Genomic DNA, 25,008 nt, shown 5'->3' on the forward strand with positions numbered 1-25,008 from the left:
ATTAAAAGAATGGTTGTTCTTAGTTGATAAGCTGTACGCCATCTACTGTAGTCCAGTTACCATTGCTTAAGCTTGCGCCAGTTGCAGTAGTGCTTGTAGACCAGCTTCCTGAAGGCATGCTTACTGAGAATGAAGATGAAGCAGGAAGGATTTCGTGAGACGTGTTAGATATTTTGATGTTGTTTATTTTAATACGACCGGTGTTTACCTGGTCTGTATTTGTAGCAGCATCCTGGATTTTAAGAGCAGCACCTTCATATACTGTAGTACCTTCAGTGTAGCTACCGTAACCATCTACGATTATGTTGCTAAAGTTACCGTTACCTTCTTTCTTAAACTGTATAGCGTCTACTTGTACGTCACCAGCTACTTCAGGGGTAGTACCGGCAGCCCTTATTAAAGAGATGTTAGTAATTACAGGGAAGTAGGTGTTATTGTTGCTAGATGCTTCTATTTCCATACCAAAGTTTGCTTTTGATATTTGGTAAGCGTACCAGTTGCTGTTGTTTTGGCCTTGCCAGCCGTCTTGCCAGTCGAAAGCATCGTCATAGTTACCGTAAGAAACAAGGTTAGTAGCGCTTACAGTACCACCAAAAAACTCAAATCCATCGTCAGCTCCTTTGTAAGCTACAAGGTGATCAAGTACAGTTCCTGAACCTACAGAGTAGAATGTAAATGCGTTGTTTTCTTTAGTACCGTCTGCAAGTTTAGCACCAGCATACTCTACACGAACGTAGCTAAGCTGACCACCATTGTGAGTAGCGTTAGTACCACCGTAAGTTTGGTTGTTACCGTCTTCAGATGTTGCAGTAGCTACACCACCGGCAGCATTGATAGGAGCATCACCGTACATAATGATACCACCCCATGAACCTGGTACTTTAGAAGCTTCAGTAAATACTACCGGGCTGCTTGCAGTTCCGTTTATTATTAGTTTACCACCTTTAAGTACTACAAGGGCGTTGTCTCCTGTAGTTTTGTCGCAGGTAATTGTAGAACCGGCTTCAAAAGTTACTGTAACACCAGAGTTGATTTTTACAATTCCAGAAAGGGTGTAGTTTCCGTAAGCAAAGTTTGTGTCAGTTGTAATAGGACCAGTAATAGCGCCTTCTACCGGTTGAGGAGTACTGTCGTCGTCACCACAGCTAGTTGCTAAAAAGGCAGTTGCCAGCACCATTCCTAAAAGAAATTTTTTCATAAGTTTCGTTGTTTATTTTTTTTGTAATAGTTAAAAGTTCTTCTTTTTTGATGCTCCAAAAGTAGTTGTACAATCTTGTTAAGCTGTTATTTCAGTGTTATATGATGGTTAAAGTAAATTCAATTGAAGGTTATGCAAATGTTACCAAGGTTAGTTTACCGTAAAAGTGTTTGTTTATGGTGTTTTAGCCTTGTTTAGGTGTATTGTTTGTAACATTTCTGATGTTTTGGTAAAAGCAAAATGGCCGTAAAAGCATTGCTTTTACGGCCATTTTAAAAATTATTATTTAATTAAAACGTGTAGTTAAGTCCTAATGAGAAGCCTACACCACGCTTATAATCTTTCATCATGCGCGAATCTTCAATATACTCGCCTTTGCTGTCTTCGCCTACTTCAAAGCGTACTTTAGGGTTAAGCAGGTTGTGGGCAGAAAGTTTAAAGTCGAAGTGTTCAGATATTTTGCTGCCCCATACAAGGTCAAGTTTTTGTACCGGAAGTTCGTAAATGTGGTCTATGTTGTTAGTACCTACGCTAAATATCCTTTTGCCAAATACACCGTACACTAAAGATAATGTATTGCTCCAGTTCTCTTTTATGTTAAACTGGTATTTAATGTCAGAGTTTATAAGCCATTTACTTGCTCCCTGTAACTGACGGTCTTTGTGTGTTTCTACTGATTGCAGAAGGCTGCCGGTATAGTTAAGTGCGTAGTCGTTTACTTTTATATTAGTGTTCATTACAGAGGTGTTAAAGCCCCAGCTTAAATCTTTGAATGCCGGAGTTAATCGGGCTAAATCAAGGATGAAATCAGCTTCTACACCATATAAAGTAGCGTCTCCTGTGTTTTCATAAGTAGTCTGGAAACCACCTGCACTTGCCAGGAAAGTACGTTCTATAGCATTGTTTATCTTTTTACCAAATACACCTACTGAGAACATTTCAGTATTTGTAGGGAAAATTTCATATTTAAGGTCTACGTTGTAGTTGTCGCTATTCTTAAGGTATCCGTTACCCTGGGTTGATGTACCGTCGGCGTTAATGTATGAAAGCGGAAGTGTTTCTATAAGAACCGGCTTAGTATAAGTTTGTCCTGCTGCAAAACGGAAGTTTGCTTTTTCACTTACACTGTATTTAACGCTTGCTGCCGGTAATATATAAGTTTTGTTTGTTTTAATGTGTTGGAAAGCAGCGTTAAACGACCCGTTTTCACGATACTTAATATCCCTCATGTAGTTCTCTGCACGTACACCGGCGTTAATTTCCCATTTTTCGCCATAATGTAGTAGCACGTTTGCAAACCCGGCATTTATAAAGTCGGTAAGTTCAGTTTTGTACTGAGAGTTAGAACTTTCTCTAAAAGCTCCGTTGTTTGCTAAAAGATCTGAAGTGATCTGAGGGTCTATGTTGTCCAGATTAAAGGTTATGGCAGTAGAGCCTGATGCACTTTCCGGCCTGAAAGACGATACAAAACGGTATGATGTTCCGCTTTCGCTTCCATTTCCGTTATAGCCTACGGTAAACTGGTGCTGTTTTTCTTCTTTGTTTCCAAATTTCTTCACGTATTCTGCAATACCTGAAAAATAGAAGTTACTGCTTATGTCAAAGTACTGACGCAGGAAGTTGTTTCCTCCGTAGCTAGATATAATGTCTGTTTTGTTAGGTTCTAGTGTACCTCCAAAGAACTTACGGTCTGGCTGGCTGTATGATGTTTTAGAGAACGATCCGCCTGCACGTACAAACTGGTTTTTGTTTTCATCAAAGAAATATTTACCCATTACCTGTGCAGTAATATAATCGCTTTGGTCAAGCTGATTAGTGCGTAGTAAATAATTAGGGTTGTTTACCTGGTTGTCTGAAACACCGTACTGGTCCTGGATAGAGTTTTCTGTAGTCCTTAGGTAGAACGTGTTAAACCAAACGTCAAACCTGTCTTTTTTATAGTTTACACCTACAAGAGCAGAAGTGTTAGTCTTGTACTTGTATTCGCTGGTGTAGAAGTTGTTGTTGTATTGAATAATGTCTTTACCAAAAAGGGTTCTGTCTACACCCTTACGTACCTGAAACGAGTTGTCTGCGTTTATAGACAGGATATAGCTTAATTTTCCGTTGTTAGCAAGGTCAAATTTTTCGCTGTGCAAAAAGCCAATACTGGTATTTAGTGGGCTCTTGTAAGAATCGGTGTTGAATCCGCTTTTAAAAGCTGCCTCAGACTGTTGTCCGGTTAGCGTCTTGTTTGTGGGGGTGTTGCCAAATATTGAAGGCATTTCCCTGTCGCTGCCTGTAAGGCCAAAGAATCCTTTTGCAGAATGAGCATCTGAAGATATTTTAAAATCAGAAAGGTTGTTGTTTGTAGTGTATCCTACGCCTATGCTTAGTTTAGTAATTTCTTTACTTCCTTTAGATGTAGCGATATTAAAAGTACCTCCGGCAAAGTCAGCATATATGTTAGGGCTGAATGTTTTGTAAACATCTACCACACCTACAATGTCGGTAGGGAAAAGATCTAACGGTATGATTTTCTGGAAAGGGTTGTTAGATGGTACCGCAAGGTCGTTTACAAGAAGGTTGTTGTATCGGTCTTCAAGTCCGCGAACAAAAAGCCCGCGCGATCCAACTTTTGTAATACCTGTTATTTTTGTAAGGCCTTCTTCTACGTCGCCAATACCTTTACGGCTTAGTTCTTGTGCGCCTATACTTTGCTTTATTTCTACGGCTTTCTTTTGTTCTAAAAGTAGAGCCGTTTCTTTTTCCCGGTTTATTACCTTCTCTATTACAACATCTTGTAGTTGCACGCTTGAAGAGCCAAGAATCTGGTCAATGTTTTTTGTTTCTCCTGCAGCTAAAGTTACCTTTACTTCTTTGTTTTCATAACCTAAGAAAGAGAATACTATAGTGTAGGTTCCGGCAGGTACCTGTAAAGTGTACATACCTGTTTCATCAGTGTTGGTTACCAGTTGGGTTCCTTTAACCATAACGCTGGCAAAAGGCAAAGCCTCGCCTCCCATGTCCTTGTCAGTAACTTTACCGGTTAAGGTAGCCTTTTCCTGTGCAAGTCCTGTTAAGAACGTAAGTAGTAAAATAACTAAAAATCTAAGTTTCATTTCGTGTCGTTTAATTTCGGTGCAAAGATGCTTTGAGGTGTTAAACCAAATGTTAGGCAAATGTTAGATTTGGATTTACTATTTATTATTAAATTGTTAACAGATTAAATTACCGTTAACACACTTTGACGGTTTTTTATTATCTTTACCTTTACCACCGCTAAACAATCATATAGCGTCAAAAATGAAGAAGAAAGACATTAAGATCTTGTTAGTCGACGACGAAGCGGATATCCTTGAAATTGTGGGATATAACCTCTCTCAGGAGGGATATCAAATCGTTACTGCGGTTAATGGTAAGGAGGCAATAGCCAAAGCAAAGAAGGAATTGCCACACCTTATTATTATAGATGTAATGATGCCCGAAATGGATGGTATGGAAGCTGTAGAGAACATAAGGAAGATACCCGAACTTTCTAATGTTATTATCACGTTCCTTACAGCCCGTAGCGAAGATTATTCGCAGGTGGCAGGCTTTGATGCCGGTGCAGACGACTACATAGCCAAACCGATTAAGCCAAAATTACTTGTTAGCAAGGTTAAGGCGCTTTTAAGGAGGCTGAAAGAAGACGAAAACAAAGAGGATGTTTTAAAGGTAGGTAATATTGAAATTAACCGCGAAGAATACAAAATTGTATTAGAAGACCGCGAAATTGTACTGCCACGCAAGGAGTTTGAACTGTTTTATCTGCTGGCCTCTAAGCCGGGCAAGGTGTTTAAAAGAGAAGAAATCCTGGATAAAGTGTGGGGTAATGAAGTGGTTGTAGGCGGGCGTACTATAGACGTACACATACGTAAGCTTCGTGAGAAAATAGGCGACGAAATTTTTAAAACCATCAAAGGCGTGGGCTATAAGCTCGAAATTTAGTGAACATAAAGTTTAAAAAGTCATACAGGTTTGCCGTAAAATCGGCATCATATATCTCATTATTTTCAGCAGCCATGCTTACAGGGCTGCTGTATTTTGTTTATACGGTAAACTGGTTTTTTATCCTGCTGTTTACCTTCTCGTTATTTACCTTCTGTTTTTTTGTGCTGCAATACCGGGTAGAGCATTTTATTTACCGCAGGGTAAAGAAAATTTACGACGATATTGCCCTGCTTGAAGCCAGCCCCCTACGCAGTAAGCCCATAATGACCGATATGGCTACGCTTACCCGCGAGCTGGAAAAGTTTGCGCGCGATAAAAAAATGGAAATAGAAACCCTTAAAATCAAGGAAGAATACCGCCGCGAGTTTCTGGGTAATGTGTCGCATGAGTTAAAAACACCACTGTTTACCGTGCAGGGCTACCTGCTTACACTAATCGATGGTGCCATGAACGACAAAACACTGCGTAAAAAGTACCTGCAACGGGCCGAAAAAGGTGTGGAGCGTCTTATATATATAGTGCAGGACCTGGATATGATTACCAAAATGGAGGTGGGCGACCTTAACCTGCAGTATACCCGCTTTAATATTATAGAACTGGTGCAAAATGTATTCGATCTGCTGGAAATGAAGGCCGATAGTAAAAACATCATCCTGATGTTCGACATGAAGTACATTAAGCCTGTTATGGTATATGCCGATCAGGAAAAAGTGCAACAGGTGGTAACAAACCTTGTTATGAACTCTATAAAATACGGTAGAGAAGACGGTACTACTGAGGTGAGTATTGAAGATCTTGTAAATAACAAAGTAATCATTCGTGTAAAAGACAATGGCGAGGGTATAGAGCAAAAGCACATACCGCGTTTATTTGAGCGTTTTTACCGTGTAGATAAAAGCGGTGCCCGTAGCGAAGGCGGTTCGGGTCTGGGGCTTGCTATAGTAAAACACATCATAGAAGCCCACGACGAAAAAATGTATGTAGAAAGTACATTTGGTACTGGGTCAGAATTCTCATTCACCCTCGAAAAGGCTAAATAAATCTTTCCATTTACCCAGTCCGTTTATATCCCTAAGCCCTTTGTACATCTTGGCTTTCTCCAGATGCTCGGCTTTAAAGCTCTCCTGCTTAGAGTACGGAGCCATCATTGCCTTTTTCATTTTCTTGGCCAGGTATTCCTGCTCCTCATTACCCGGTACAGGGATAAAAAATGCACACTTACACAGTTTTGCCAAATCCATAATGTTACTGTAGCTGGGGCGGCACAACACCATTTCGCTACGGTTTAGCACATCTTCCAGCATGGTGCTGTTCATGTAGTTGTACTCTGTTATGTGTCCGGTGTAGTATACGGTTTGTTCGGTTTCTACAATACCGCGTATCAGTACCACATTACCATCATAGTTTATTAATGCCGGTTTTAGCTTTTCTTCCAGCTGGCTGCGGTGTGGCTCAGCACCACTTATTATTACGGCAAGGTCGTATTTTTTATCTTTATTTGTTTTGTGCAGGCGGCTTAGCGTGCCTATATAGCGCAGGTTTGGTATTTCTTCCTCAGTATGTCCCAGCTTGCCCGAAAGGTTTTGCCCGGTTTTTACATCGGGTACCCAGCATTGGGTAAACCTCCAAAAAAAACTACGGTGCATATGGCTGGCTATACCGCTAAGGTTGCCCTGTAGTATGTTTACCTGGTGGGTTATAAAAACCGAAGGTACTTTTTTACTGTAGGCGCCCGGCCTGTTATCAGATATTATTCCTTTAATATCCATTTCCCGTACCAGCTGTGCTACCGTTTTTTTCTCTTTTTGTATGGCCCTGTACATGTGTACTAACTGCGTTACCTTTTTCAGGCTGAAAAGCCCTTCGGGTTTTGCGTATTCCAAATGATAAGCAGGCAGTTCGGCCGTTGTAAGGTGAGGGAATTCTTTTTGCAGCAGCAATAGCGCTCCCCCGTTTGAAGCAATAATGGGTTCAAAGCCGTGGTTTTCCAGCGCCTCAATTATGGGGATGCACCTTGTAGCGTACCCGAAGCCCTTTCCCAGTGGGGCTACCAGAATTTTTTTGCGCGGTTCCAAATGTTATCTTTTTAAAAAGTAGTTACCTACGCAATCTAAAATTATTTCAATTGTCATATATTTCCCTAATTTTACCAAAAATTTAAATTTAAATAGTGGGAAGTAAGAATAAACTGAAGCGCTTTAGGGAAAATGAAACTTTTGGCAATGTGCTGCAACCATCAAGGGAGGAAGCCGTAGCCGGAAATTTTCCGCTTAAAGGCAAATGGAATGAGGAGTTTTTTAAAAACGACATGCCTATAGTTTTAGAGCTTGGCTGTGGTAAAGGTGAATATTCTGTGGGGCTTGCCGAGCGTTTTCCGGAAGCTAACTACTTAGGTATAGATATTAAAGGTGCCCGTTTTTGGCGTGGTGCCAAAACTGCTGTGGAGAAAGGACTTACTAATGTAGGCTTTCTTCGTACACAGATAGAACTGATTGAGCATTTTTTTGCTGAAGGCGAAGTAAGTGAAATATGGATTACATTCCCCGATCCGCAAATAAAATATAAGCGTACCAAGCACAGGCTTACAAATACTGAGTTTTTACAACGCTATAAAAAGATACTAAAAGCTGATGGTGTGGTAAACCTTAAAACCGATAGCGAGTTTATGCACGGTTATACTCTTGGCTTACTGCATGGCGAAGGGCACGAGGTTATTTATGCTAACCACAATGTGTACCGTAATGAAGGTGCTCCCGAAATTGTAACGGGTATACAAACCTTTTACGAGCAGCAGTACCTGGAGCAGGGTAAGCCCATAACCTATATAAGGTTTAAAATTAAATAATATATGCAGCACATAGTTCCGGTAGTACTGGGGTTTCTCATTTCATTTCTGGCCACATTACTGCCGGGTCTGCTAAACATTACTGCTGCCAAGGTAAGTCTTAAGGAAGGCCGTAAAAGTGCGGGCTTGTTTGCCATGGGTGCTGCTACTGTGGTGTTTATCCAGGCGTATATAGCGGTGTCTTTTGCCCGTATTATAAGCCGAAACCACGAGTTAATACTGGAACTGCAACAAATAGGGGTATGCATTTTTGCTCTGCTTACCTTTTACTTTTTCTTTTTTGCAAAACGGAAAGAAAAAAAGAAAAAAAAGAAGGATGTAGAAATTAAAGTACGCAGTAAGGTGGGCAGTTATCTTATGGGAGCCATGCTTTCGGCGCTTAACTTCTTCCCCATACCTTTTTACGTATTTGTTACGGTTTCCTTCTCCCGCGGTAAAGTGATTGACTTTTCAACCATAAATACCTTTCTTTTTGTGGTGGGTATAGTACTGGGGGCGTATGCTGTTTTTTACTTATACATTGCCTTCTTTAAAAAGTTTGAGCATAAAACTGATTTCTTTATGCGAAACGTAAATTACTTTATAGGTTCCATTACCGGTATCGTAGCCATTATAACCCTGATAAAGATACTGCGCAATTAACCCGTTTCTTTATGGCACAGCAGCAAGATAATTTTTTCGAAAAAGTATACGAAGTTGCACGACTGATACCTTACGGGCGTGTAACCAGTTATGGTGCTATTGCAAAATACCTGGGAGCTACACGTTCGGCACGTATGGTGGGTTGGGCTATGAATGCAGTAGGCGAGCGCGATGTGCCTGCACACCGTGTGGTAAACCGTGTGGGCCTGCTTACCGGAAAGCATCATTTTGAGGGAACTAATCTTATGCAACAGCTCTTGGAAAGCGAAGGGGTAGCCGTAAGGGATAACAAGATTGTTGAGTTTAATACATACTTTTGGGATCCTGTAGTGGAACTCAAATAATAAAGGCGGAAATACACTTTTCGCCTTTATTATAATAGTTTATTTAGGTTTAGATTCCAGAAGTATCTTGTAAATAAATCCTCCTACTATACCGCCTAAAACAGGTGCAACCCAAAATAGCCACAATTGGGGTATGTACTCTCCTCCTGCAAATATTGCTTGTGAGGTAGAACGTGCCGGGTTTACCGATGTGTTTGTTATAGGTATGCTTACAAGATGTATAAGTGTAAGTGCCAGTCCGATAGCTACACCGGCAAATTTTCCATTGGCAAATACATCTGTTGCGCCCATAATAATCACTACAAAAAACAGCGTCAGTACAAATTCAGTAACAAATGCTGCTGCTGTAGAGTATCCATCAGGAGATAAAGTTCCGTATCCGTTAGCAGCAAATGCGCCCGCCTTTGTGGGGTCTATAGAAAAACCATTTTTTTCAGAAGCTATAAAATACAGTGTTGCCGCTGCCGCAAGCCCACCCATTACCTGTGCCAGGATGTAGGGAACCAAATCTTTAGACGTAAACCGCCCTCCTGCCCATAACCCGAATGATACTGCCGGGTTAAAATGTCCTCCGGAAATGTGTCCCACAGCATACGCCATGGTTAATACCGTAAGCCCGAAGGCCAGTGCTACTCCGGCAAACCCAATTCCTAAATCGGGAATGCCCGCGGCAAACAATGCGCTGCCACAACCACCAAAAACCAACCAGTAAGTGCCGAAAAATTCTGCGAAAAGTTTTTTCATACTTTGTGTATTTGTTTAAAAATTAGTGATTTACATGTGTAAATGTAGCTTTTTTATTGTTATAAGATGTTGTTATTATTAACAAATATAATCGCTGTAAATGCATGGGTTAGTGTATTAAAAAGCTCTGATAATTTTAAGGCTATGTTTTTATTGTATCAGGTTTTCACAGTATCTTTGCAATTTGAAATCAGTCTTAATAAGAGGCTGTTAGCTAATATATATTATGAAACTCGACAGAAAAGAAATATTAAAGGCACTAGAAACCATAACCCTTGCCGGAGAAGGCCAGAATATGGTAGAAAGCGGTGCCGTACGCAACGTACTTACCTTTGGTGACGAAGTAGTGGTAGAACTGGTAATGAACACACCGGCCATGCACATTCGTAAGCGCGCCGAAGCCGATATTATAAAAACCATTCAGGAACAAATTTCGCCTGAAGCAAAAGTAAAGGTAAACGTAAGGGTAGAAGCCCCTGAAAAACCTGAAATTAAGGGCAAGCAAATACCGGGTATCAGCAATATTATTGCAGTATCGTCTGGTAAAGGTGGTGTAGGTAAATCTACTATTACGGCTAACCTGGCTGTAACCCTTGCTAAAATGGGCTTTAAAGTAGGTGTGCTTGATGCCGATATTTACGGTCCGTCTATGCCTATAATGTTTGATGTAGAGCGTTCGCGCCCTATATCGGTAACAGTAGACGGTAAAAGCAAAATGAAACCAATAAGCAGCTACGGTGTAGAAATCCTTTCTATAGGTTTCTTTACCACACCTGAGCAGGCTGTTATATGGCGTGGCCCTATGGCGGGTAAGGCGCTAAACCAGATGATTTTTGATGCCGACTGGGGAGAACTTGATTTCCTGTTGCTTGACCTTCCTCCAGGAACCGGCGACATTCACTTAAGCCTTATGCAGTCGTTACCTATTACAGGTGCGGTAATTGTAAGCACGCCTCAGGCTGTAGCACTTGCCGATGCCAAAAAAGGTGTGGCTATGTTCCGCCAGGAATCTATAAATGTACCGGTACTGGGTATTATAGAAAACATGGCTTACTTTACGCCGGATGAACTTCCTGATAATAAATATTATATCTTTGGTAAAGAAGGTGCTAAAAACCTTGCCGAAGACCTGGATGTGCCTTTCCTTGGAGAGGTGCCTATAGTGCAAAGCATTCGCGAAGCAGGAGACTACGGTCGTCCGGCTGCGTTGCAAACGGCTACACCGCTTGAGGCCGCCTTTGAAACCCTTGCGCGCAATGTAGTTCAGGAAACCGTAGACAGGAACGATAACCTGCCACCAACCGAAGCTATTAAAATCACCACTATGGCCGGATGTTCGGCTGTTAAAAAGAAATAATATGACTACAGAAGAAATTAAGATCAATGTAGAAAAGGCACTGGACGAAATACGTCCGTTCCTGGAGTCAGACGGCGGAAACATCAGCCTGATTGATATTGAGGAAGATAAGCATGTAAAGGTGCGCCTTGAAGGTGCTTGTGTGGGGTGCAGCGTAAACCAAATGACCCTGCGTGCCGGTGTGGAAACCACCATTAAAAAATACGTTCCGCAAATAGAAACAGTAGTTAATGTAGCTTAAACCGCTACAATGATATATGTCATATTTATTTAAAGCGTTTTTAGGCAATTTTGCCTTGAATTCGTTTTATCCTTTTTAAAGAATGATTAGTACAGATATATTAATTATAGGTGCAGGGCCCACAGGGCTCTTTGCCGTATTTGAAGCAGGCCTGTTAAAACTAAAATGCCATATTATAGATGCGCTTCCGCAGCCGGGTGGCCAGCTTACCGAGCTTTATCCTAAGAAACCTATATTTGATATACCGGGTTTTCCATCGGTGTTTGCTGGTGATTTGGTTACTAACCTAATGGAACAGATAAAACAGTTCCAGCCGGGCTTTACCCTTAACGAGCGTGCTGAAACCATTCAGAAACTTGAAGACGGTACGTTTATTGTTACCACAAACAAGGGTACAGAACACCACGCTAAAGCTGTAGCTATTGCGGGTGGTCTTGGTAGTTTCGAGCCTCGAAAGCCTCTGATAGAAGACATTGCCTTTTATGAAGATAAAGGCGTAGAATATTTTGTGAAAGATCCTGAGCTTTTCCGCGATAAGAAGATTGTAATAGCAGGTGGTGGCGACTCGGCGCTGGACTGGACTATCTTCCTTGCTAATGTAGCTGCTGAGGTAACGCTTGTGCACCGCCGTAACGAATTTCGTGGGGCACTTGATAGCGTAGAGAAAGTACAGGAGCTTAAGAGCCTGGGTAAAGTACGCCTTATTACTCCTGCTGAGGTTACCGGTATACATGGTGCCGAAAAGGTAGAGGCACTGGACCTGGATATAGAAGGAGCACACCAGCGTATTGAAGCGGATTACTTTATTCCTCTTTTTGGGCTTACGCCAAAACTAGGTCCCATTGCAAACTGGGGACTTGAAATAGAAAAGAACGCTATTAAGGTAAACAACGCACTGGATTATCAAACCAATATTGAGGGTATCTATGCCATAGGCGACGTAAATACGTATCCCGGAAAGCTGAAGCTAATACTTTGTGGGTTCCATGAGGCTACCCTTATGTGCCAAAGCGTATACAACCGTATTAACCCGGGTAAAAAATATGTGCTTAAATACACCACTGTAAGCGGTGTAGACGGCTTTGATGGTACCCGCAAGGAAGCCGAAAAGCAAGTGGTTAAAGCGATAGAATAAATTGTTTCAGGTTTCAGGTTTCAAGTTCTCAGCTGTGTTATACTAAGTTCGAGGAAGCAACCTGAAACTTGAAACTTGAAACAAATTAAATGAACAATATAACATTAAAGATAACCGATAGGGAGGGAGTAACCCACGAGGTGGATGCGCCTACTGATATGGCCATGAACATCATGGAAGTGGTACGTGCATACGAACTGGCTCCCGAAGGTACTATAGGTATTTGTGGCGGTATGGCCATGTGTGCATCATGCCAGTGCTATGTGCTTAATGATGTCGCCTTGCCCGAAATGGGTCCTGATGAGGATGCCATGCTGGCTGAGGCATACAATGTAAAGCCAAACAGCCGCCTGGGATGCCAAATTCCCATAACGGAAGATATAAACGGGCTGGAAATAGAATTAGCCCCTGCAGAATAAATGAAACCCGCCATGAGCGGGTTTTTTGTTGTTGTTTTCCGCTTCTTCCATGTCGACCAAAGTGCAGCGGAGTAGAAACATCTATAATGTATAACCCGAGATTTCTCCTATCGTCGTAATGGAACACTCTGCTATAAATCGCTGTCTACAAATGATATTATATTATGATGCTAAACAAAAAAAGTCCCGCACTATGGCGGGACTTTCATTTATATACCTGAATTACTTCAGTTTCTTTTTCACTTCTACTTCGTGGTACGCTTCTATAACGTCGTACTGTTGTATGTCGTTGTAGTTTTTAATCTGCATACCGCAGTCATAACCTTTAGAAACTTCTTTAACGTCGTCTTTAAAGCGTTTTAGTGTAGTAAGCTCACCGGTGTAGATAACCACACCTTCGCGGATAAGCCTTATCCTTGAGTTACGGAATATCTTACCGTCTGTAACCATACAACCTGCAATGCTACCCACTTTAGAAATCTTGAATACCTCACGTATTTCTGCGCTACCGGTAATTTCTTCCTTAAGCTCTGGCGAAAGCATACCTTCCATTGCGTCTTTAAGGTCATCTATAGCATCGTAGATGATAGAGTAGTGACGGATGTCAATTTCTTCCTTATCGGCAAGCTGTTTAGCATTACCTGCTGGGCGAACGTTAAATCCTATAATGATAGCGTCTGATGCAGAGGCAAGCATTACGTCACTTTCTGTAATAGCACCTACACCTTTGTGTATAATCTTGATTTCAATCTCTTCTGTAGACAGTTTAGAGAATGAATCGGCAAGCGCTTCAACCGAACCGTCCACGTCACCTTTGATGATGATGTTAAGCTCCTTAAATTGTCCAAGGGCAATACGTCTTCCAAGCTCTGCAAGGGTAGTGTGCTTCTTAGTACGCGCAGATTGCTCACGTATAAGCTGTGTACGCTTGGCAGCAATTTGCTTAGCTTCACGTTCGTCTTCAAATACGTTAAACTTATCACCTGCTGTAGGAGCACCATCAAGACCTAATATAGATATTGGTGTAGACGGGCCTGCTTCTTTAATGTTGTGGCCACGCTCATCGTGCATAGCTTTTACCTTACCGTGGTTTTTACCGGCAAGAAGGTAGTCGCCTACACGAAGTGTACCGCCTTGTACCAGTATAGTAGCTACATAACCACGGCCTTTATCAAGCTGGGCTTCTACTACCGTACCTACGGCAAGTTTATCAGGGTTAGCTTTCAGGTCAAGAAGTTCGGCTTCAAGTAATACTTTTTCAAGTAGTTCTTTTACGCCCATACCTTGCTTAGCCGATATATCATGTGATTGGTATTTACCACCCCAGTCTTCTACAAGGAGGTTCATACCGGCAAGTTTCTCTTTAATTTTTTCAGGATTAGCAGTAGGCTTATCCACTTTGTTAATGGCAAATATCATAGGCACACCGGCAGCCTGCGCGTGAGCAATGGCTTCCTTGGTTTGTGGCATGATATCGTCGTCTGCTGCAATTACAATAATAGCAATATCCGTAATCTGGGCACCACGTGCACGCATTGCGGTAAACGCTTCGTGACCCGGTGTATCTAGGAAAGTAATCTTCTGGCCGTTTTCAAGGGTAACACCATACGCACCTATGTGCTGGGTTATACCTCCTGATTCACCTGCAATTACGTTTGCTTTACGGATGTAGTCAAGTAACGATGTTTTACCGTGGTCTACGTGACCCATTACTGTAACTATAGGAGCACGTGTTACAAGATCTTCTTCGCGGTCTTGTACTTCTTCTATAGCTTCTTCTATGTCGGTAGTTACAAAGTTTACTTCATAACCAAACTCGTCTGCTACTATTTTAAGTGTTTCAGCATCCAGCCTTTGGTTCATGGTAACCATAAGGCCAAGAGCCATACAAGTACCAATAACCTTAGTAATAGGCACATCCATCATGGTAGCAATTTCACCTACAGTAACAAATTCTGTTACATTCAGTATTTTGCTTCCTTCTTCGGCTAATCGTTGCTCCTCGTCACTACGTTGACGGTGCGTTTCACGCTTATCCCTACGGTATTTAGAGGCTTTAGATTTACCACCTTTACCTTGTAGTTTTTCAAGCGTTTCGCGGATTTGGTTTTTAACTTCTTCCTCGGTAGGCTCTACTTTAGCTACAATGGCAGGACGCTTGTTGCCAAATTTATTATTGTTACCGCCCTGGTTGTTGCGGTTGTTGTTATTGTTGTTTCCTCCGCCCTGGTGGTTACGGTTTCCACCTTGTTGGTTTCCACCTTGTCCGCCACCCTGACCCTGAGGTCGGTTATTGTTGTTACCGTTATTATTGTTGTTGTTAGTGTTTGGGGTAATGCGGTTACGCTTCTTCTTGTCGTTGTTAGCGCCCTGGCCACCACCTTGCTGACCACCACCCGGACGTTGGTTGTTATCCTTACGGAAATCTTCCTTCTTCTTTTTAGGCTTCTCAAACTGAGAAAGGTCTATTTTCTGTCCGGTAAATGTAGTACCCGAAAGTTTTTGGTACTGTGTTTCAATTTTTTCCTGTACCGGTGCAGCTTCTTCGGCCGGTTTAGCAACTTCAGGCTGTTTTTGTACAGGTTGTTGTACCGGAGCCGGTTTAGCATCAACCGGTTTTTCGGCTTTCGGTGCCTGCGGTTGCTGGGCTGCTACAGGAGCAGGAGCCGGTGCAGGAGCTTGCGGTTGTACCGGAGCTGGTGCAGGTGCAGGAGCCGGTTTAGCTTCAACCGGTTTTTCGGCTTGTGGCTGCTGTACCGGTTCAGCTGGCTTTTCTGCTTTTACCGGTTCTTCCACTACCAGTTTTTCGGCTTGTGGTTGTTGCGGTGCGGTTTCAGGCTTAGCTGCAGCTGTATTGTCTGAAGAGGCAGGTGCAGATTCCTGTTTTTTAGGGTTCAGGTCTATTTTGCCTACGGCCACAGGCCCGCTAAGCGATGCGCGTGCACGTATCACTTCCTGCTGTTGCCTTTGCTTTTCCTCATCCTGCCTCTTCTTTTCATCAAGCTCACGCTCACGCTCCAGGCGAAGGGCCTCTTTTTCCTTGCGTTTTTCTTCGCTTACCTCAAGCGAAGCGGCTTTTTTACTTTGGTCGGCAGAAAATTGGCTGAAAAGGGCATTATATTCCGTACCGGATATCTTGGCGTTTGGACTTGCCTCAATGATGTGGCCTTTATCCTTTAAAAAGTCTACAGCCCTGTCCAGTGAAATATTCAGTTCCCTTAAAACTTTGTTTAATCTTATTGCTCTTTCTTCAGACATAAATTATTTTTACTATTATCGTCGGTGTTGTGTTGCCGTAATATAGGTTTAGTCTCAGATGTTAATCTTCAAATTCTTCTTTAAGTATCCTTACTACTTCAAGGATTGTTTCTTCTTCCAGGTCAGTCCTTCTTACAAGGTCTTGTACGTCCTGGTTTAGTATGCTGCGGGCAGTGTCGAGGCCTATTTTGGCAAACTCGTCTATAATCCACTGTTCTATTTCATCAGAGAATTCGCTTAGTTCTACGTCTTCCTCCTCAGCAGGGTTCCCTTCGCGTATTACATCAAGTTCGTATCCGGTAAGCTGGCCGGCAAGCTTTATGTTATGCCCGCCGCGGCCTATAGCCTTAGATACTTCTTCCAGTTTAAGGAACACATCGGCCCTGTGACTTTCTTCGTCTATTTTTATAGATGATACTTTAGCCGGACTAAGTGCCCTTGATATAAACAGCTGTGTATTTGTAGTGTAGTTTATAACGTCTATGTTTTCATTACCCAGTTCGCGTACTATACCGTGTATGCGGCTTCCCTTCATACCCACGCAAGCACCTACAGGGTCTATCCTGTCGTCGTAAGAGTCTACGGCTACCTTAGCTTTTTCGCCCGGTATACGTACCACCTTTTTAATGGTGATAAGACCGTCAAACACTTCCGGGATTTCCTGTTCGAATAGTTTCTCAAGGAATTTCTCTGAAGTACGAGACATGATAATTTGTGGCTTGTTACCTTTCAGTTCCACGTTTTCTATAATACCGCGTACGTTGTCGCCCTTACGGAAAAAGTCAGATGGAATCTGTTTTTCTTTTGGTAATACTATTTCATTGCCCTCATCATCCACCAAAATTACAGCTTTTGGCCTTACGTGGTGCACTTCTGCGGTATAAATATCACCAATTATATCTTTAAATTGTTTATAAAGGTTGGTGTTGTCGTGTTCGTGTATCTTACTGATAAGGTTTTGGCGTAGCGCAAGGATGGCCCTGCGTCCCAGTTGAATCAGTTTTACTTCTTCAGACACTTCTTCGCCTACCTCAAAGTCAGGCTCTATTTTTCGGGCTTCAGAAAGCGAAATCTCAGAGTTAGGATCTTCTACCTCACCGTCGGCTACTACCACACGGTTTCTCCATATCTCCATATCTCCCTTGTCCGGGTTTATAATGATGTCAAAGTTATCGTCAGATCCGTATTTCTTTTTTAGTGCATTCCTGAAAACATCTTCTAGGATTGCCATAAGGGTAACACGATCGATTAGTTTATCATCTTTAAACTCTGAAAACGAATCTATTAGTGCCAGATTTTCCATGCCAACATCTATTTTTTAAAATTTAATTACAACAACAGCTTGTTTTATATCACCATAAGGTATCTCTGCCTTCTTGGCTACAGTCTCTTTTCCTTTACCTACTTTTTTAGGTTCGCGGGCGGTCCATTCCAGTACAGCAACTTCTTCGGTAGCATCCGTAAGTTCGGCTTCTATTTCGCTTTCTGCTGTAGTTACCTTTATAGTGCGGCCCACATTCTTCTTGTATTGCCTTGGTAGCTTTAACGGGCTTGCAGCACCGGCCGAGGCTACTTCAAGGGCAAAATCCTCTTCTTCCCTGTCCAGGTTATGCTCTACGGCACGGCTCATGTCTATGCAATCTTGCAGTGTAACGCCGTTATCTCCGTCTATAGTAAGGTTTATCTTATTATCGGCACCCACTGTAAGGTCTATCAAAAAAAGGTGCGGGCGTTCCTGTAATGCGGTTTCCACAAGGGCGGCCACTTTGTCTTTTAATGCCATAACTTGTATAAAAAGAGGGGACTCTGTGTCCCCTCATTACTTATGATTTAGTAAATAACTGCGCAAATATACGAATAATTTTTATATCTTGAAAATCATTGGTTAATGTAAAATTAATTCTTACCTTTCACCTGTTTAAATTAGCAACCGAAACATTTTTTTAACAGCATTCATTATGAAAAAAATTTTAGTACCGACAGATTTTTCTGACCATGCCGAGTACGCGCTTAAAGTAGCCTCTAAGATAGCCCGTGAAAATGACGGCGAAATATTCCTGTTACACCTGCTTGATTTACCAAGCCAGGAAAACGATGCCGTAGTAGCTGGTGCTGAGGTGCCTGAAATTGCATTTTTCCTTAAAAAAGCCCACGAAAGGTTTGATGAAGTGAAAGCTGCTGAATGCCTTGAAGGCCTTGCTGTTACTGATGCAATATTGTTTGATAAAGCTTTTGAAGGAGTTGTGAAAACTGCTAAAAAGCACGATATAGACCTTATAGTTATGGGATCGCACGGTGCCAGCGGCTTTAAGGAAATGTTTATAGGCTCTAACACAGAAAAAGTGGTTAGGACTTCTGATATTCCTGTACTGGTTATCAAAAAAGACGAGATAGATTTTAACCCAAGTAACTTTGTGTTTGCTTCTAATTTCTCTGCTGAAATTAAAAAGCCATTTGCACAAGTGGTAGATTTTGCAAACAGCTTTAAGGCTAAACTACACCTGCTTTATGTAAATACGCCAAGTGATTTTAAATCTACTCATGCTGCCGAAAAAATCATTAATGATTTTGCTGCAGGCTTTACTATAGAAAACGGTTTTACAGTTAATATCTATAACGATGTTAATGTAGAAAAAGGTATACTACACTTTAGTAACAGTGTAAATGCCGATCTTGTGGGTATGTGCACACACGGTCGTCAGGGACTTGCCCACTTCTTTAACGGAAGCATAAGTGAAGACCTGGTAAACCATGCGGTTCGTCCGGTGGTTACGTTTAAGATATAATCTTGATAGTTTTTTATATAGTGAACCCCGCCATTGGCGGGGTTTTGCATTTTATGTCTCTTTGATGGCGTAGTATTCCATAAAATAATGGTATATAGCTATGTTTAGTTTTTGTTCCTGCTTATAATATACTCCATGAAGCGAAAAAAATATAACTATTGCAATAGCTACAGAGGTAAGGAAGAAGTCTATAGTTAATGTGTAGTAAATAATGCCCAATAGAATTACTGCAACAAAATTAAAAAGAACCATTTCGGCTCTAATGGTAGGTTTTAAGCTAAACTGTGTGGATTCTCCTAACGGTTTTACTTTAAGCATTGTTTCAATAGGGAATTCTTCACCGCTTTCAAAAGTAAATACAAGAAACGAGTCTTTTGCTTTAACCGAGTAAAGGTTCATCTGTTGGTATTCTATTGTAAAGTCATCAAAATCTTTCTTTGCAAAATGTCTTTTAATGTCTTGCATAGAGCAGTTTACAATAAACTTTTTTGTGTGGAAAAGCATGGTTGGTTTTGTAAAAAAAAAAGACCGTTTTTGCGGTCTTGGTTTTATTTCTTTTTATTCATTGCCTCCGTTACTTTTTGGGCTACGGTTTCGTCAAATTTTTTAAGCTTCATTCCCAGCATTTCTGTCTTAATGTCCAGTTCGGCTGTTTTTTTACGCATTTCCAGCAATAGCATTACCTGTCGGGCTAATATCTGTAGTGCTTCTATCTGTTCATCAGACAAGTGTCTTGGAACGGTATCTATAATGCAAAAAGAGCCCAAGCCATAGCCGTTTTCACTTTTTAGAGGTATTCCGGCATAAAAAACAATATTGGGTGCGCCGGTAACAAGAGGGTTGTCTTTAAAGCGGTCGTCCAGGCGTGAATCTTCTACAATAAAAGGTTGATCCGGGGTTACTATGGCGTGCGAGCAAAACGAATGTTGCCTGTGTGTTTCTTCGGCGTCAAGCCCTTTTATGGATTTAAACCACTGTCGGTCTTTGTCTACCAAGCTTATAATGGCTATAGGTGCATTGCATATTATTGCTGCAAGGCGGGTCATATCGTCATAAGCCTGCTCCGGCAGAGTATCGAGTATGCCATACTTGCGCAATTCTTTTATGCGTTTGTCATCATATTCTTCCGATAAGCCGTGGTACTTTACACTCATACTTCAAACGTACAAAAAAAATGTTAAAAATTAAATTTTTAAGTTATTTATGAATGAACGGTTCTTTGTTGTGCCGGTTTTTGCTGTTCGTTTATTGATAGCGGAATGCGGCAACGCCTGCTGCAGCCATAACGATGCGGTGGGCTACAGGAGGCCATTAAAGCAATAAGGGTAATACCTGCTAAAACATAGTTCCTTTTCTTTTGTATCTTTTTCATTTCAAATGTTTTTGCCTATAGTGAGCAAATGCAGTGCCAAATGGCTGTTGGTTATAGTGTTAAATTTTTAAGCCATACTACTGTCTTCTACCTGTAGTGCTTTTAGCTGTTCCAGATAGTTGCGCTCGTTACTAAGGCGTGGTATTTTGTGCTGGCCACCCAGTTTGTCCTGTTCTTTAAGCCAGTCGTAAAAAAGCTTAGGGCGGGCTACATTTAGTACCAGTTTATTTAGGGTCATATTGTTGTAGCGCTTGGCCTCATAGTCGCTGTTTACACTTTGTAAGGCAAGATCCAGTGCATTCCTGAAAGCTTCAGTGTTTTCAGGTTGAGCCTTAAACTCTATAATCCATTCGTGGGCGCCTTTTTCTTTACCTTCCATAAAAATTGGGGCTACGGTATAGTCCCGTACTTCGGCACCGGTTTGTTCACAGGCTTTGGCCAAGGCTTTATCGGTGTTTTCTACCATAAGCTCTTCGCCAAACACATTAATATAGTGCTTGGTGCGCCCTGTAATGCGTATCCGATACGGGCTAAGACTGGTAAAGCGTACGGTGTCGCCTACCATGTATCGCCACAGTCCGGCATTGGTAGTAATTACCACAGCGTAGTTTTTGTTCATTTCAACCTCACTAAGCGGAATTACGCGTTGCCTGTCTGTACCAAAGGTGTCCATTGGTATAAACTCGTAGAAGATGCCGTAATCCAGCATTAGTAACAGGTCGTTGCTGTAGTTGCTGTCCTGTATGGCAAAGAACCCTTCGGATGCGTTGTATATTTCGTAGTATTTAAAATCTCCTTTCGGAATGATGTTTTGGTACTGCGAACGGTACGGTTCAAAGCTTACCCCACCATGAAAGTACACCTCAAGGTTTGGCCATACTTCCAGCAGGTTTTCCTTGCCTGTGGTTTCCATAATACGGTTTAGTAACACCATCATCCAGCTGGGTACACCGGCAAAGCTGGTTACGTTTTCGTTTATAGTTTCGTTTACTATGGCGGTCAGCTTGGTTTCCCATTCGCCCATAAGCGATGTTTTGTTACTCGGTGTGCTGCTAAACTCTGCCCAAAACGGCATATTGTCTATCAGTATGGCCGACAGGTCTCCAAAAATGCTGTTGTTGTCTTCATACAGCTGCTTGCTGCCGCCCAGGCGCAGGCTTTTTCCGGTAAACAATTGCGATTCCTCGTTGTTGTTCAGGTACAGGCATAGCATATCTTTTCCGGCCTTGTAGTGGCAGTCTTCAAGCGCCTCGGGGCTTACGGGTATAAACTTGCTCTTAGCGTTTGTGGTACCGCTACTCTTGGCAAACCATTTTATGGCAGTGGGCCAAAATACATTTTGTTCGCCACGGCGGGTTTGCTCTATAAGCGGCTCCAGGTCTTCGTAAGTGCTTACGGGAACCCTTTCGGCAAAGGCGCGGTAACTGTTTATGGATGCAAAGTCGTATTTTATACCCAGCAGGGTGTCTTTTGCAGTGTCTAAAAGGTTATGAAGCAGTTCTTCCTGCACTTCATTGGGGTACTTCAGGAATAGCTCCATGTCGTGTATACGCTTTTTAAGGATCCACGATGCAATAGAGTTTATAATTGGCAATGCCATATTTTATATCTTTATTGCCTTAAAAATAGTAAATTTTTCCATGCAATACGAAGGCGTACTCACAAAAATGCAAACCGAGCCGGGCAGTCCTATACAGTACTACCTGGTTTTTAATGATAGTTTTATACACATGAACCAGCTGCTGGGGCAGTCTTTTGAAATCAATTTTACAGGTTATCAGTGTCTTAATTGTGGTAAAAAGAAAAAAATATGGCGTCAGGGTTTTTGTTATGATTGTTTTTATAGCAGCCCGGCGGTGGGCGACTGGATTATGCGCCCTGAGCTGAGTACTGCCCACCTGGGGGTAGCCGACCGCGACCTGGAGTACGAAAGCCGCGTGCAGCTACAGCCACATGTAGTATACCTGGCTTGCAGTAGCGATATGAAGGTAGGGGTAACCCGAAAAACACAGGTGCCCACCCGATGGATAGACCAGGGAGCCAGTGCTGCTATACCGCTTGTGGAGGTGCCTAACCGCTATTTGGCAGGGATTACCGAAGTGGCGCTGAAAGATCATTATTCGGATAAGATAAACTGGAAGAAGATGTTAACGAACGAGGTAACACAATTCGACCTGGTAGCTATGCGAAACAGTGCCCAGAGCCTACTGCCTGCAGAAACCACGGAGTTTTTTGAAACCACTCCCGAGCATTTATATATCTTAAATTATCCGGTATTACAGTATCCTAAAAAAATAAGCAGCCTTAACCTAAGTACCACGCCAAATTACAGCGGTATGCTTACCGGTATAAAAGGGCAGTACTTAATATTTGAAGACGGTACTGTACTGAATGTGCGCAGTTATGAGGGTTTTACAGTAAGAATTACGGTTTAAATCCGCTCTTGAATATTGCTGAAGTGAGGCAGGGACATCTCTCCTTTTTGTCTTGGCGGATTTGTGCAAAATTGTAACACAGAGTTTCTCGGAGGAGGGGCAGGGGCACACAGAGAGGTTGTTACCCGAAGGAAGCGCGAAGTTTCTCAAAGTTTTATTAATGCTTTTTTAAGTTCTCAAAGTATTCCTGCGGAATATTAAAGAGTTCGTAGAGTTCTTATCTCTTCAATGTTAATTGAAGCGTAGTGACACGAGAGCTTCTTTCGAACTGACGGAGCAAGTGGAGACATCTTTTGAAACAAAATAAAATAAAATAAATAGGGCTGCCCATAATGGCAGCCCTATGTGTATTACCAAAAATTTAAACCTTCAGTTAAATAAAACAGAAGTGTTTTCGGCTTTTTTAGTTTAAAACAAAAAGCCATATTGTAAATGCAGTACCTAATTAAAAGTATTTAGATACTGTTTCTTTATAGGTGTCGCCCACGGGTATTACAAAATCCTCAATTTGTATGGTTTTGTTGTACAGGCTTTTTACTTTGTTCATCGGTATTATGTACGAGCGGTGCACCCTTAAAAAATCAGGCTGAGGCAGCTTTTCCATTATTGCCTTCATAGACATTCGGGCTGTTATGGGGCTTTTACCTTTTATATGTACACGTATATAATCGTCCAGTCCTTCTATAAGCAATATGTCTTCATAGCCTATACGGTGCAGTTTGTAATCGGCACGTAGCAGCAGGTGGTTGTCGGCTCCTTTGCTTTCTTTGCGGTTACGGTATTCTTTACTGGCTTTATCTGTTGCGGTAATAAAACGTTCTTGCGAAAAAGGTTTCAGTAGGTAATCTATGGCATTTACGTTAAAGCCTTCCACGGCATATTCACTATATGCTGTGGTGAAAATAACCATGGTTTCCGGTTTAAGCATCTTGTAAAAATCAAGGCCGTTCCTGCCGGGCATTTGTATGTCCAGGAAGAGCAGGTCTATCTGGTTTTTTTCCAGGTAGGCCAGTGCTTCGTCAGTCTTTGTAAAGGTTTTACAAAGCTCTATGTAGTCTACATTACTGCAAAAATGGCTTATTACCTTTAGTGCTAACGGTTCGTCGTCTATGGCTATGGCTTTTATCATACCAGTAGTAATATAAGTTTTACTTCAAATGTATCGGGGTTGTCGTGTATTGTGAGGCTATGCTTGTCCGGGTAAAGGAATTGCAGTCTTTTCCGGGTGTTTTCCAGTCCGTGCCCGCTGCTTTCTTCTTCCGGTATATTTACGTTTACCTTATTGTTTTTCACGTATAATGCCAACTGGTTTTCATCTATGTCAATCGCAATTTCTATAACAGCTTCCTTTTCGGGGTTTAACCCATATTTAAAGGCATTTTCTATAAACGGAATCAGCAGCAGTGGCGATATTTGCTTTCCTGTAGCATCACCCCGAACCTTTAGGCTAAAGGTAGTATTTTCATCCATACGAAGCTGCTGCAGGCTTATGTAGTTTTTTATGTAATTTATTTCACTTTGCAGGGCTACGTGTTCGCGGCTGCTTTCGGTAACTACATAGCGCATCATGCCCGATAATTTTAAGATGGCTTCGGCTGCATTATCGCTCTTTTCAAGCGCCAGTGCATACAGGCTGTTTAGGGTGTTGAACAGGAAATGCGGATTTATTTGCGCGCGAAGATAGCTTACCTCCGTTTTAAGCTTTTCGCTTTCTATGTCGGCCAGGCGCTTGTTTACCCTAAGCAGAAACGACAATGAAAGTGCGAGGAAAAACTGCAATGACCCTCCGAAGAAAAATGGCCTGAAAAACCTTCTCTCAGGGCCAGGGTTAAAAAAGCGGTTATCACCCGGTGGCGGCATGCCCGGAGGCAAATTGTCTGGGCGGGGCCTAAACATATTGTGCATTTGCTCACGTGCTTCGGGGACTAATATATCAGGCAGCCATGAAATGATTGCGAGCGCTATGGCAAGTATCAAGAAAAAAAGCACATACTTACGTGTAAAATATAATTGCGGTATCAGGTAGGCATAATTAGCATAGAAAAAACCTAAGAGTAAAATCTGGGTAAGAAAACTTCTTCGGAATGGCGCCATATTAATGATGCCCCCATTACTGTGCAGGTCTGGAGAGAGCAGCACGGGGATACTTAAAAAAAGAAGGCATCCTAACAGATGCAGTATGAAGTTTTGATATTTCTTAGCCATTTTATTGCTCAACTTATGTAAAGGTAGTATTTAGTGTGAAAAAATAATGTGTTTT

The 25,008-nt window shown here is 41.9% G+C and carries 24 protein-coding genes; 11 read left to right on the forward strand and 13 right to left on the reverse strand.

Going from position 1 to position 25,008, the window contains the following annotated elements; translation table 11 throughout:
• Positions 1–19: 19 nt before the first annotated feature.
• Both ACLI1A_RS09040 and ACLI1A_RS09045 read right to left on the reverse strand, forming a co-directional pair.
• Positions 20–1,198, reverse strand: coding sequence for a hypothetical protein (locus ACLI1A_RS09040; RefSeq protein WP_411408322.1), 1,179 nt, complete (start codon positions 1,196–1,198; stop codon positions 20–22).
• 290 nt (positions 1,199–1,488) lie between these two features.
• Positions 1,489–4,299 (reverse strand): carboxypeptidase-like regulatory domain-containing protein, encoded by a 2,811-nt coding sequence (locus ACLI1A_RS09045; RefSeq protein ID WP_411408323.1) that lies wholly within the window; start codon positions 4,297–4,299, stop codon positions 1,489–1,491.
• Between the two features lie 184 nt (positions 4,300–4,483).
• On the opposite strand from ACLI1A_RS09045, the gene ACLI1A_RS09050 reads away from it, so the two are divergent.
• Positions 4,484–5,167, forward strand: coding sequence for a response regulator transcription factor (locus tag ACLI1A_RS09050; protein WP_411408324.1), 684 nt, complete (start codon positions 4,484–4,486; stop codon positions 5,165–5,167).
• Positions 5,167–6,210 carry a sensor histidine kinase gene (locus ACLI1A_RS09055; RefSeq protein WP_411408325.1) on the forward strand — a complete coding sequence of 348 codons (1,044 nt, stop codon included), beginning with the start codon at positions 5,167–5,169 and terminating at the stop codon, positions 6,208–6,210. Before ACLI1A_RS09050 ends, ACLI1A_RS09055 begins: the two co-directional genes overlap by 1 nt.
• Here the strand turns inward: ACLI1A_RS09055 and ACLI1A_RS09060 are convergent.
• Positions 6,184–7,245: a glycosyltransferase gene (locus ACLI1A_RS09060; RefSeq protein ID WP_411408326.1), complete on the reverse strand. Its 1,062-nt coding sequence runs from the start codon at positions 7,243–7,245 to the stop codon at positions 6,184–6,186. The genes ACLI1A_RS09055 and ACLI1A_RS09060 overlap by 27 nt on opposite strands.
• Before the next feature lie 95 nt (positions 7,246–7,340).
• Here ACLI1A_RS09060 and trmB point away from each other — a divergent pair, with 95 nt between their 5' ends.
• Genes trmB through ACLI1A_RS09075 form a run of 3 tightly spaced genes read left to right on the forward strand, consistent with a single transcriptional unit; the run spans position 7,341 to position 9,001 of the window.
• Positions 7,341–8,015 carry a tRNA (guanosine(46)-N7)-methyltransferase TrmB gene (trmB, locus tag ACLI1A_RS09065; protein WP_411408327.1) on the forward strand — a complete coding sequence of 225 codons (675 nt, stop codon included), beginning with the start codon at positions 7,341–7,343 and terminating at the stop codon, positions 8,013–8,015.
• Between the two features lie 3 nt (positions 8,016–8,018).
• The gene (locus ACLI1A_RS09070; RefSeq protein WP_411408328.1) at positions 8,019–8,657 is read left to right on the forward strand and encodes a LysE family transporter; all 639 of its coding nucleotides are present in this window, start codon (positions 8,019–8,021) and stop codon (positions 8,655–8,657) included.
• Between the two features lie 11 nt (positions 8,658–8,668).
• Entirely contained in the window at positions 8,669–9,001 is a 333-nt protein-coding gene (locus ACLI1A_RS09075) for an MGMT family protein (RefSeq protein ID WP_411408329.1), read from the forward strand.
• A gap of 39 nt (positions 9,002–9,040) precedes the next feature.
• On the opposite strand, the gene aqpZ is transcribed toward ACLI1A_RS09075, so the two are convergent.
• Positions 9,041–9,745 (reverse strand): aquaporin Z, encoded by a 705-nt coding sequence (gene aqpZ, locus ACLI1A_RS09080; protein ID WP_411408330.1) that lies wholly within the window; start codon positions 9,743–9,745, stop codon positions 9,041–9,043.
• A gap of 226 nt (positions 9,746–9,971) precedes the next feature.
• On the opposite strand from aqpZ, the gene ACLI1A_RS09085 reads away from it, so the two are divergent.
• From ACLI1A_RS09085 to ACLI1A_RS09100, 4 genes are all read left to right on the forward strand, one after another.
• On the forward strand, positions 9,972–11,102 hold the full coding sequence (locus ACLI1A_RS09085; protein ID WP_411408331.1) for a P-loop NTPase: 1,131 nt from the start codon (positions 9,972–9,974) through the stop codon (positions 11,100–11,102).
• Between the two features lies 1 nt (position 11,103).
• The gene (locus ACLI1A_RS09090) at positions 11,104–11,343 is read left to right on the forward strand and encodes a NifU family protein (protein ID WP_411408332.1); all 240 of its coding nucleotides are present in this window, start codon (positions 11,104–11,106) and stop codon (positions 11,341–11,343) included.
• Positions 11,344–11,425: 82 nt separating this feature from the next.
• Positions 11,426–12,478: an NAD(P)/FAD-dependent oxidoreductase gene (locus ACLI1A_RS09095; RefSeq protein ID WP_411408333.1), complete on the forward strand. Its 1,053-nt coding sequence runs from the start codon at positions 11,426–11,428 to the stop codon at positions 12,476–12,478.
• Positions 12,479–12,567: 89 nt separating this feature from the next.
• Positions 12,568–12,897: a ferredoxin gene (locus tag ACLI1A_RS09100; RefSeq protein WP_411408334.1), complete on the forward strand. Its 330-nt coding sequence runs from the start codon at positions 12,568–12,570 to the stop codon at positions 12,895–12,897.
• Between the two features lie 222 nt (positions 12,898–13,119).
• Here ACLI1A_RS09100 and infB read toward each other — a convergent pair whose 3' ends face one another.
• The 3 genes from infB to rimP all read right to left on the reverse strand — a co-directional run bounded on the left by infB (position 13,120) and on the right by rimP (position 17,938).
• On the reverse strand, positions 13,120–16,155 hold the full coding sequence (infB, locus tag ACLI1A_RS09105; protein ID WP_411408335.1) for a translation initiation factor IF-2: 3,036 nt from the start codon (positions 16,153–16,155) through the stop codon (positions 13,120–13,122).
• Between the two features lie 61 nt (positions 16,156–16,216).
• Positions 16,217–17,458, reverse strand: coding sequence for a transcription termination factor NusA (nusA, locus tag ACLI1A_RS09110; RefSeq protein WP_411408336.1), 1,242 nt, complete (start codon positions 17,456–17,458; stop codon positions 16,217–16,219).
• 15 nt (positions 17,459–17,473) lie between these two features.
• Entirely contained in the window at positions 17,474–17,938 is a 465-nt protein-coding gene (gene rimP, locus ACLI1A_RS09115; RefSeq protein ID WP_411408337.1) for a ribosome assembly cofactor RimP, read from the reverse strand.
• A gap of 175 nt (positions 17,939–18,113) precedes the next feature.
• On the opposite strand from rimP, the gene ACLI1A_RS09120 reads away from it, so the two are divergent.
• On the forward strand, positions 18,114–18,941 hold the full coding sequence (locus ACLI1A_RS09120) for a universal stress protein (RefSeq protein ID WP_411408338.1): 828 nt from the start codon (positions 18,114–18,116) through the stop codon (positions 18,939–18,941).
• Between the two features lie 51 nt (positions 18,942–18,992).
• Here the strand turns inward: ACLI1A_RS09120 and ACLI1A_RS09125 are convergent, their stop codons facing one another.
• From ACLI1A_RS09125 to ACLI1A_RS09140, 4 genes are all read right to left on the reverse strand, one after another.
• A complete protein-coding gene (locus tag ACLI1A_RS09125; protein WP_411408339.1) occupies positions 18,993–19,445 on the reverse strand; it encodes a hypothetical protein in 453 nt (150 codons plus the stop codon).
• 44 nt (positions 19,446–19,489) lie between these two features.
• A complete protein-coding gene (locus tag ACLI1A_RS09130; RefSeq protein WP_411408340.1) occupies positions 19,490–20,095 on the reverse strand; it encodes a GAF domain-containing protein in 606 nt (201 codons plus the stop codon).
• Positions 20,096–20,142: 47 nt separating this feature from the next.
• Positions 20,143–20,313 (reverse strand): hypothetical protein, encoded by a 171-nt coding sequence (locus tag ACLI1A_RS09135; RefSeq protein WP_411408341.1) that lies wholly within the window; start codon positions 20,311–20,313, stop codon positions 20,143–20,145.
• A gap of 67 nt (positions 20,314–20,380) precedes the next feature.
• The gene (locus tag ACLI1A_RS09140) at positions 20,381–21,913 is read right to left on the reverse strand and encodes a GH3 auxin-responsive promoter family protein (protein WP_411408342.1); all 1,533 of its coding nucleotides are present in this window, start codon (positions 21,911–21,913) and stop codon (positions 20,381–20,383) included.
• 40 nt (positions 21,914–21,953) lie between these two features.
• On the opposite strand from ACLI1A_RS09140, the gene ACLI1A_RS09145 reads away from it, so the two are divergent.
• The gene (locus ACLI1A_RS09145; protein WP_411408343.1) at positions 21,954–22,748 is read left to right on the forward strand and encodes a DUF2797 domain-containing protein; all 795 of its coding nucleotides are present in this window, start codon (positions 21,954–21,956) and stop codon (positions 22,746–22,748) included.
• 445 nt (positions 22,749–23,193) lie between these two features.
• On the opposite strand, the gene ACLI1A_RS09150 is transcribed toward ACLI1A_RS09145, so the two are convergent.
• The gene (locus tag ACLI1A_RS09150) at positions 23,194–23,877 is read right to left on the reverse strand and encodes a LytR/AlgR family response regulator transcription factor (protein WP_411408344.1); all 684 of its coding nucleotides are present in this window, start codon (positions 23,875–23,877) and stop codon (positions 23,194–23,196) included.
• On the reverse strand, positions 23,874–24,953 hold the full coding sequence (locus ACLI1A_RS09155; protein WP_411408345.1) for a sensor histidine kinase: 1,080 nt from the start codon (positions 24,951–24,953) through the stop codon (positions 23,874–23,876). The genes ACLI1A_RS09150 and ACLI1A_RS09155 overlap by 4 nt, the downstream gene beginning before the upstream one ends.
• Between the last annotated feature and the right edge of the window lie 55 nt (positions 24,954–25,008).

This window comes from Flavobacterium sp. RHBU_3, from assembly GCF_046613565.1.
Taxonomy (GTDB): Bacteria; Bacteroidota; Bacteroidia; order Flavobacteriales; family Flavobacteriaceae; genus Flavobacterium.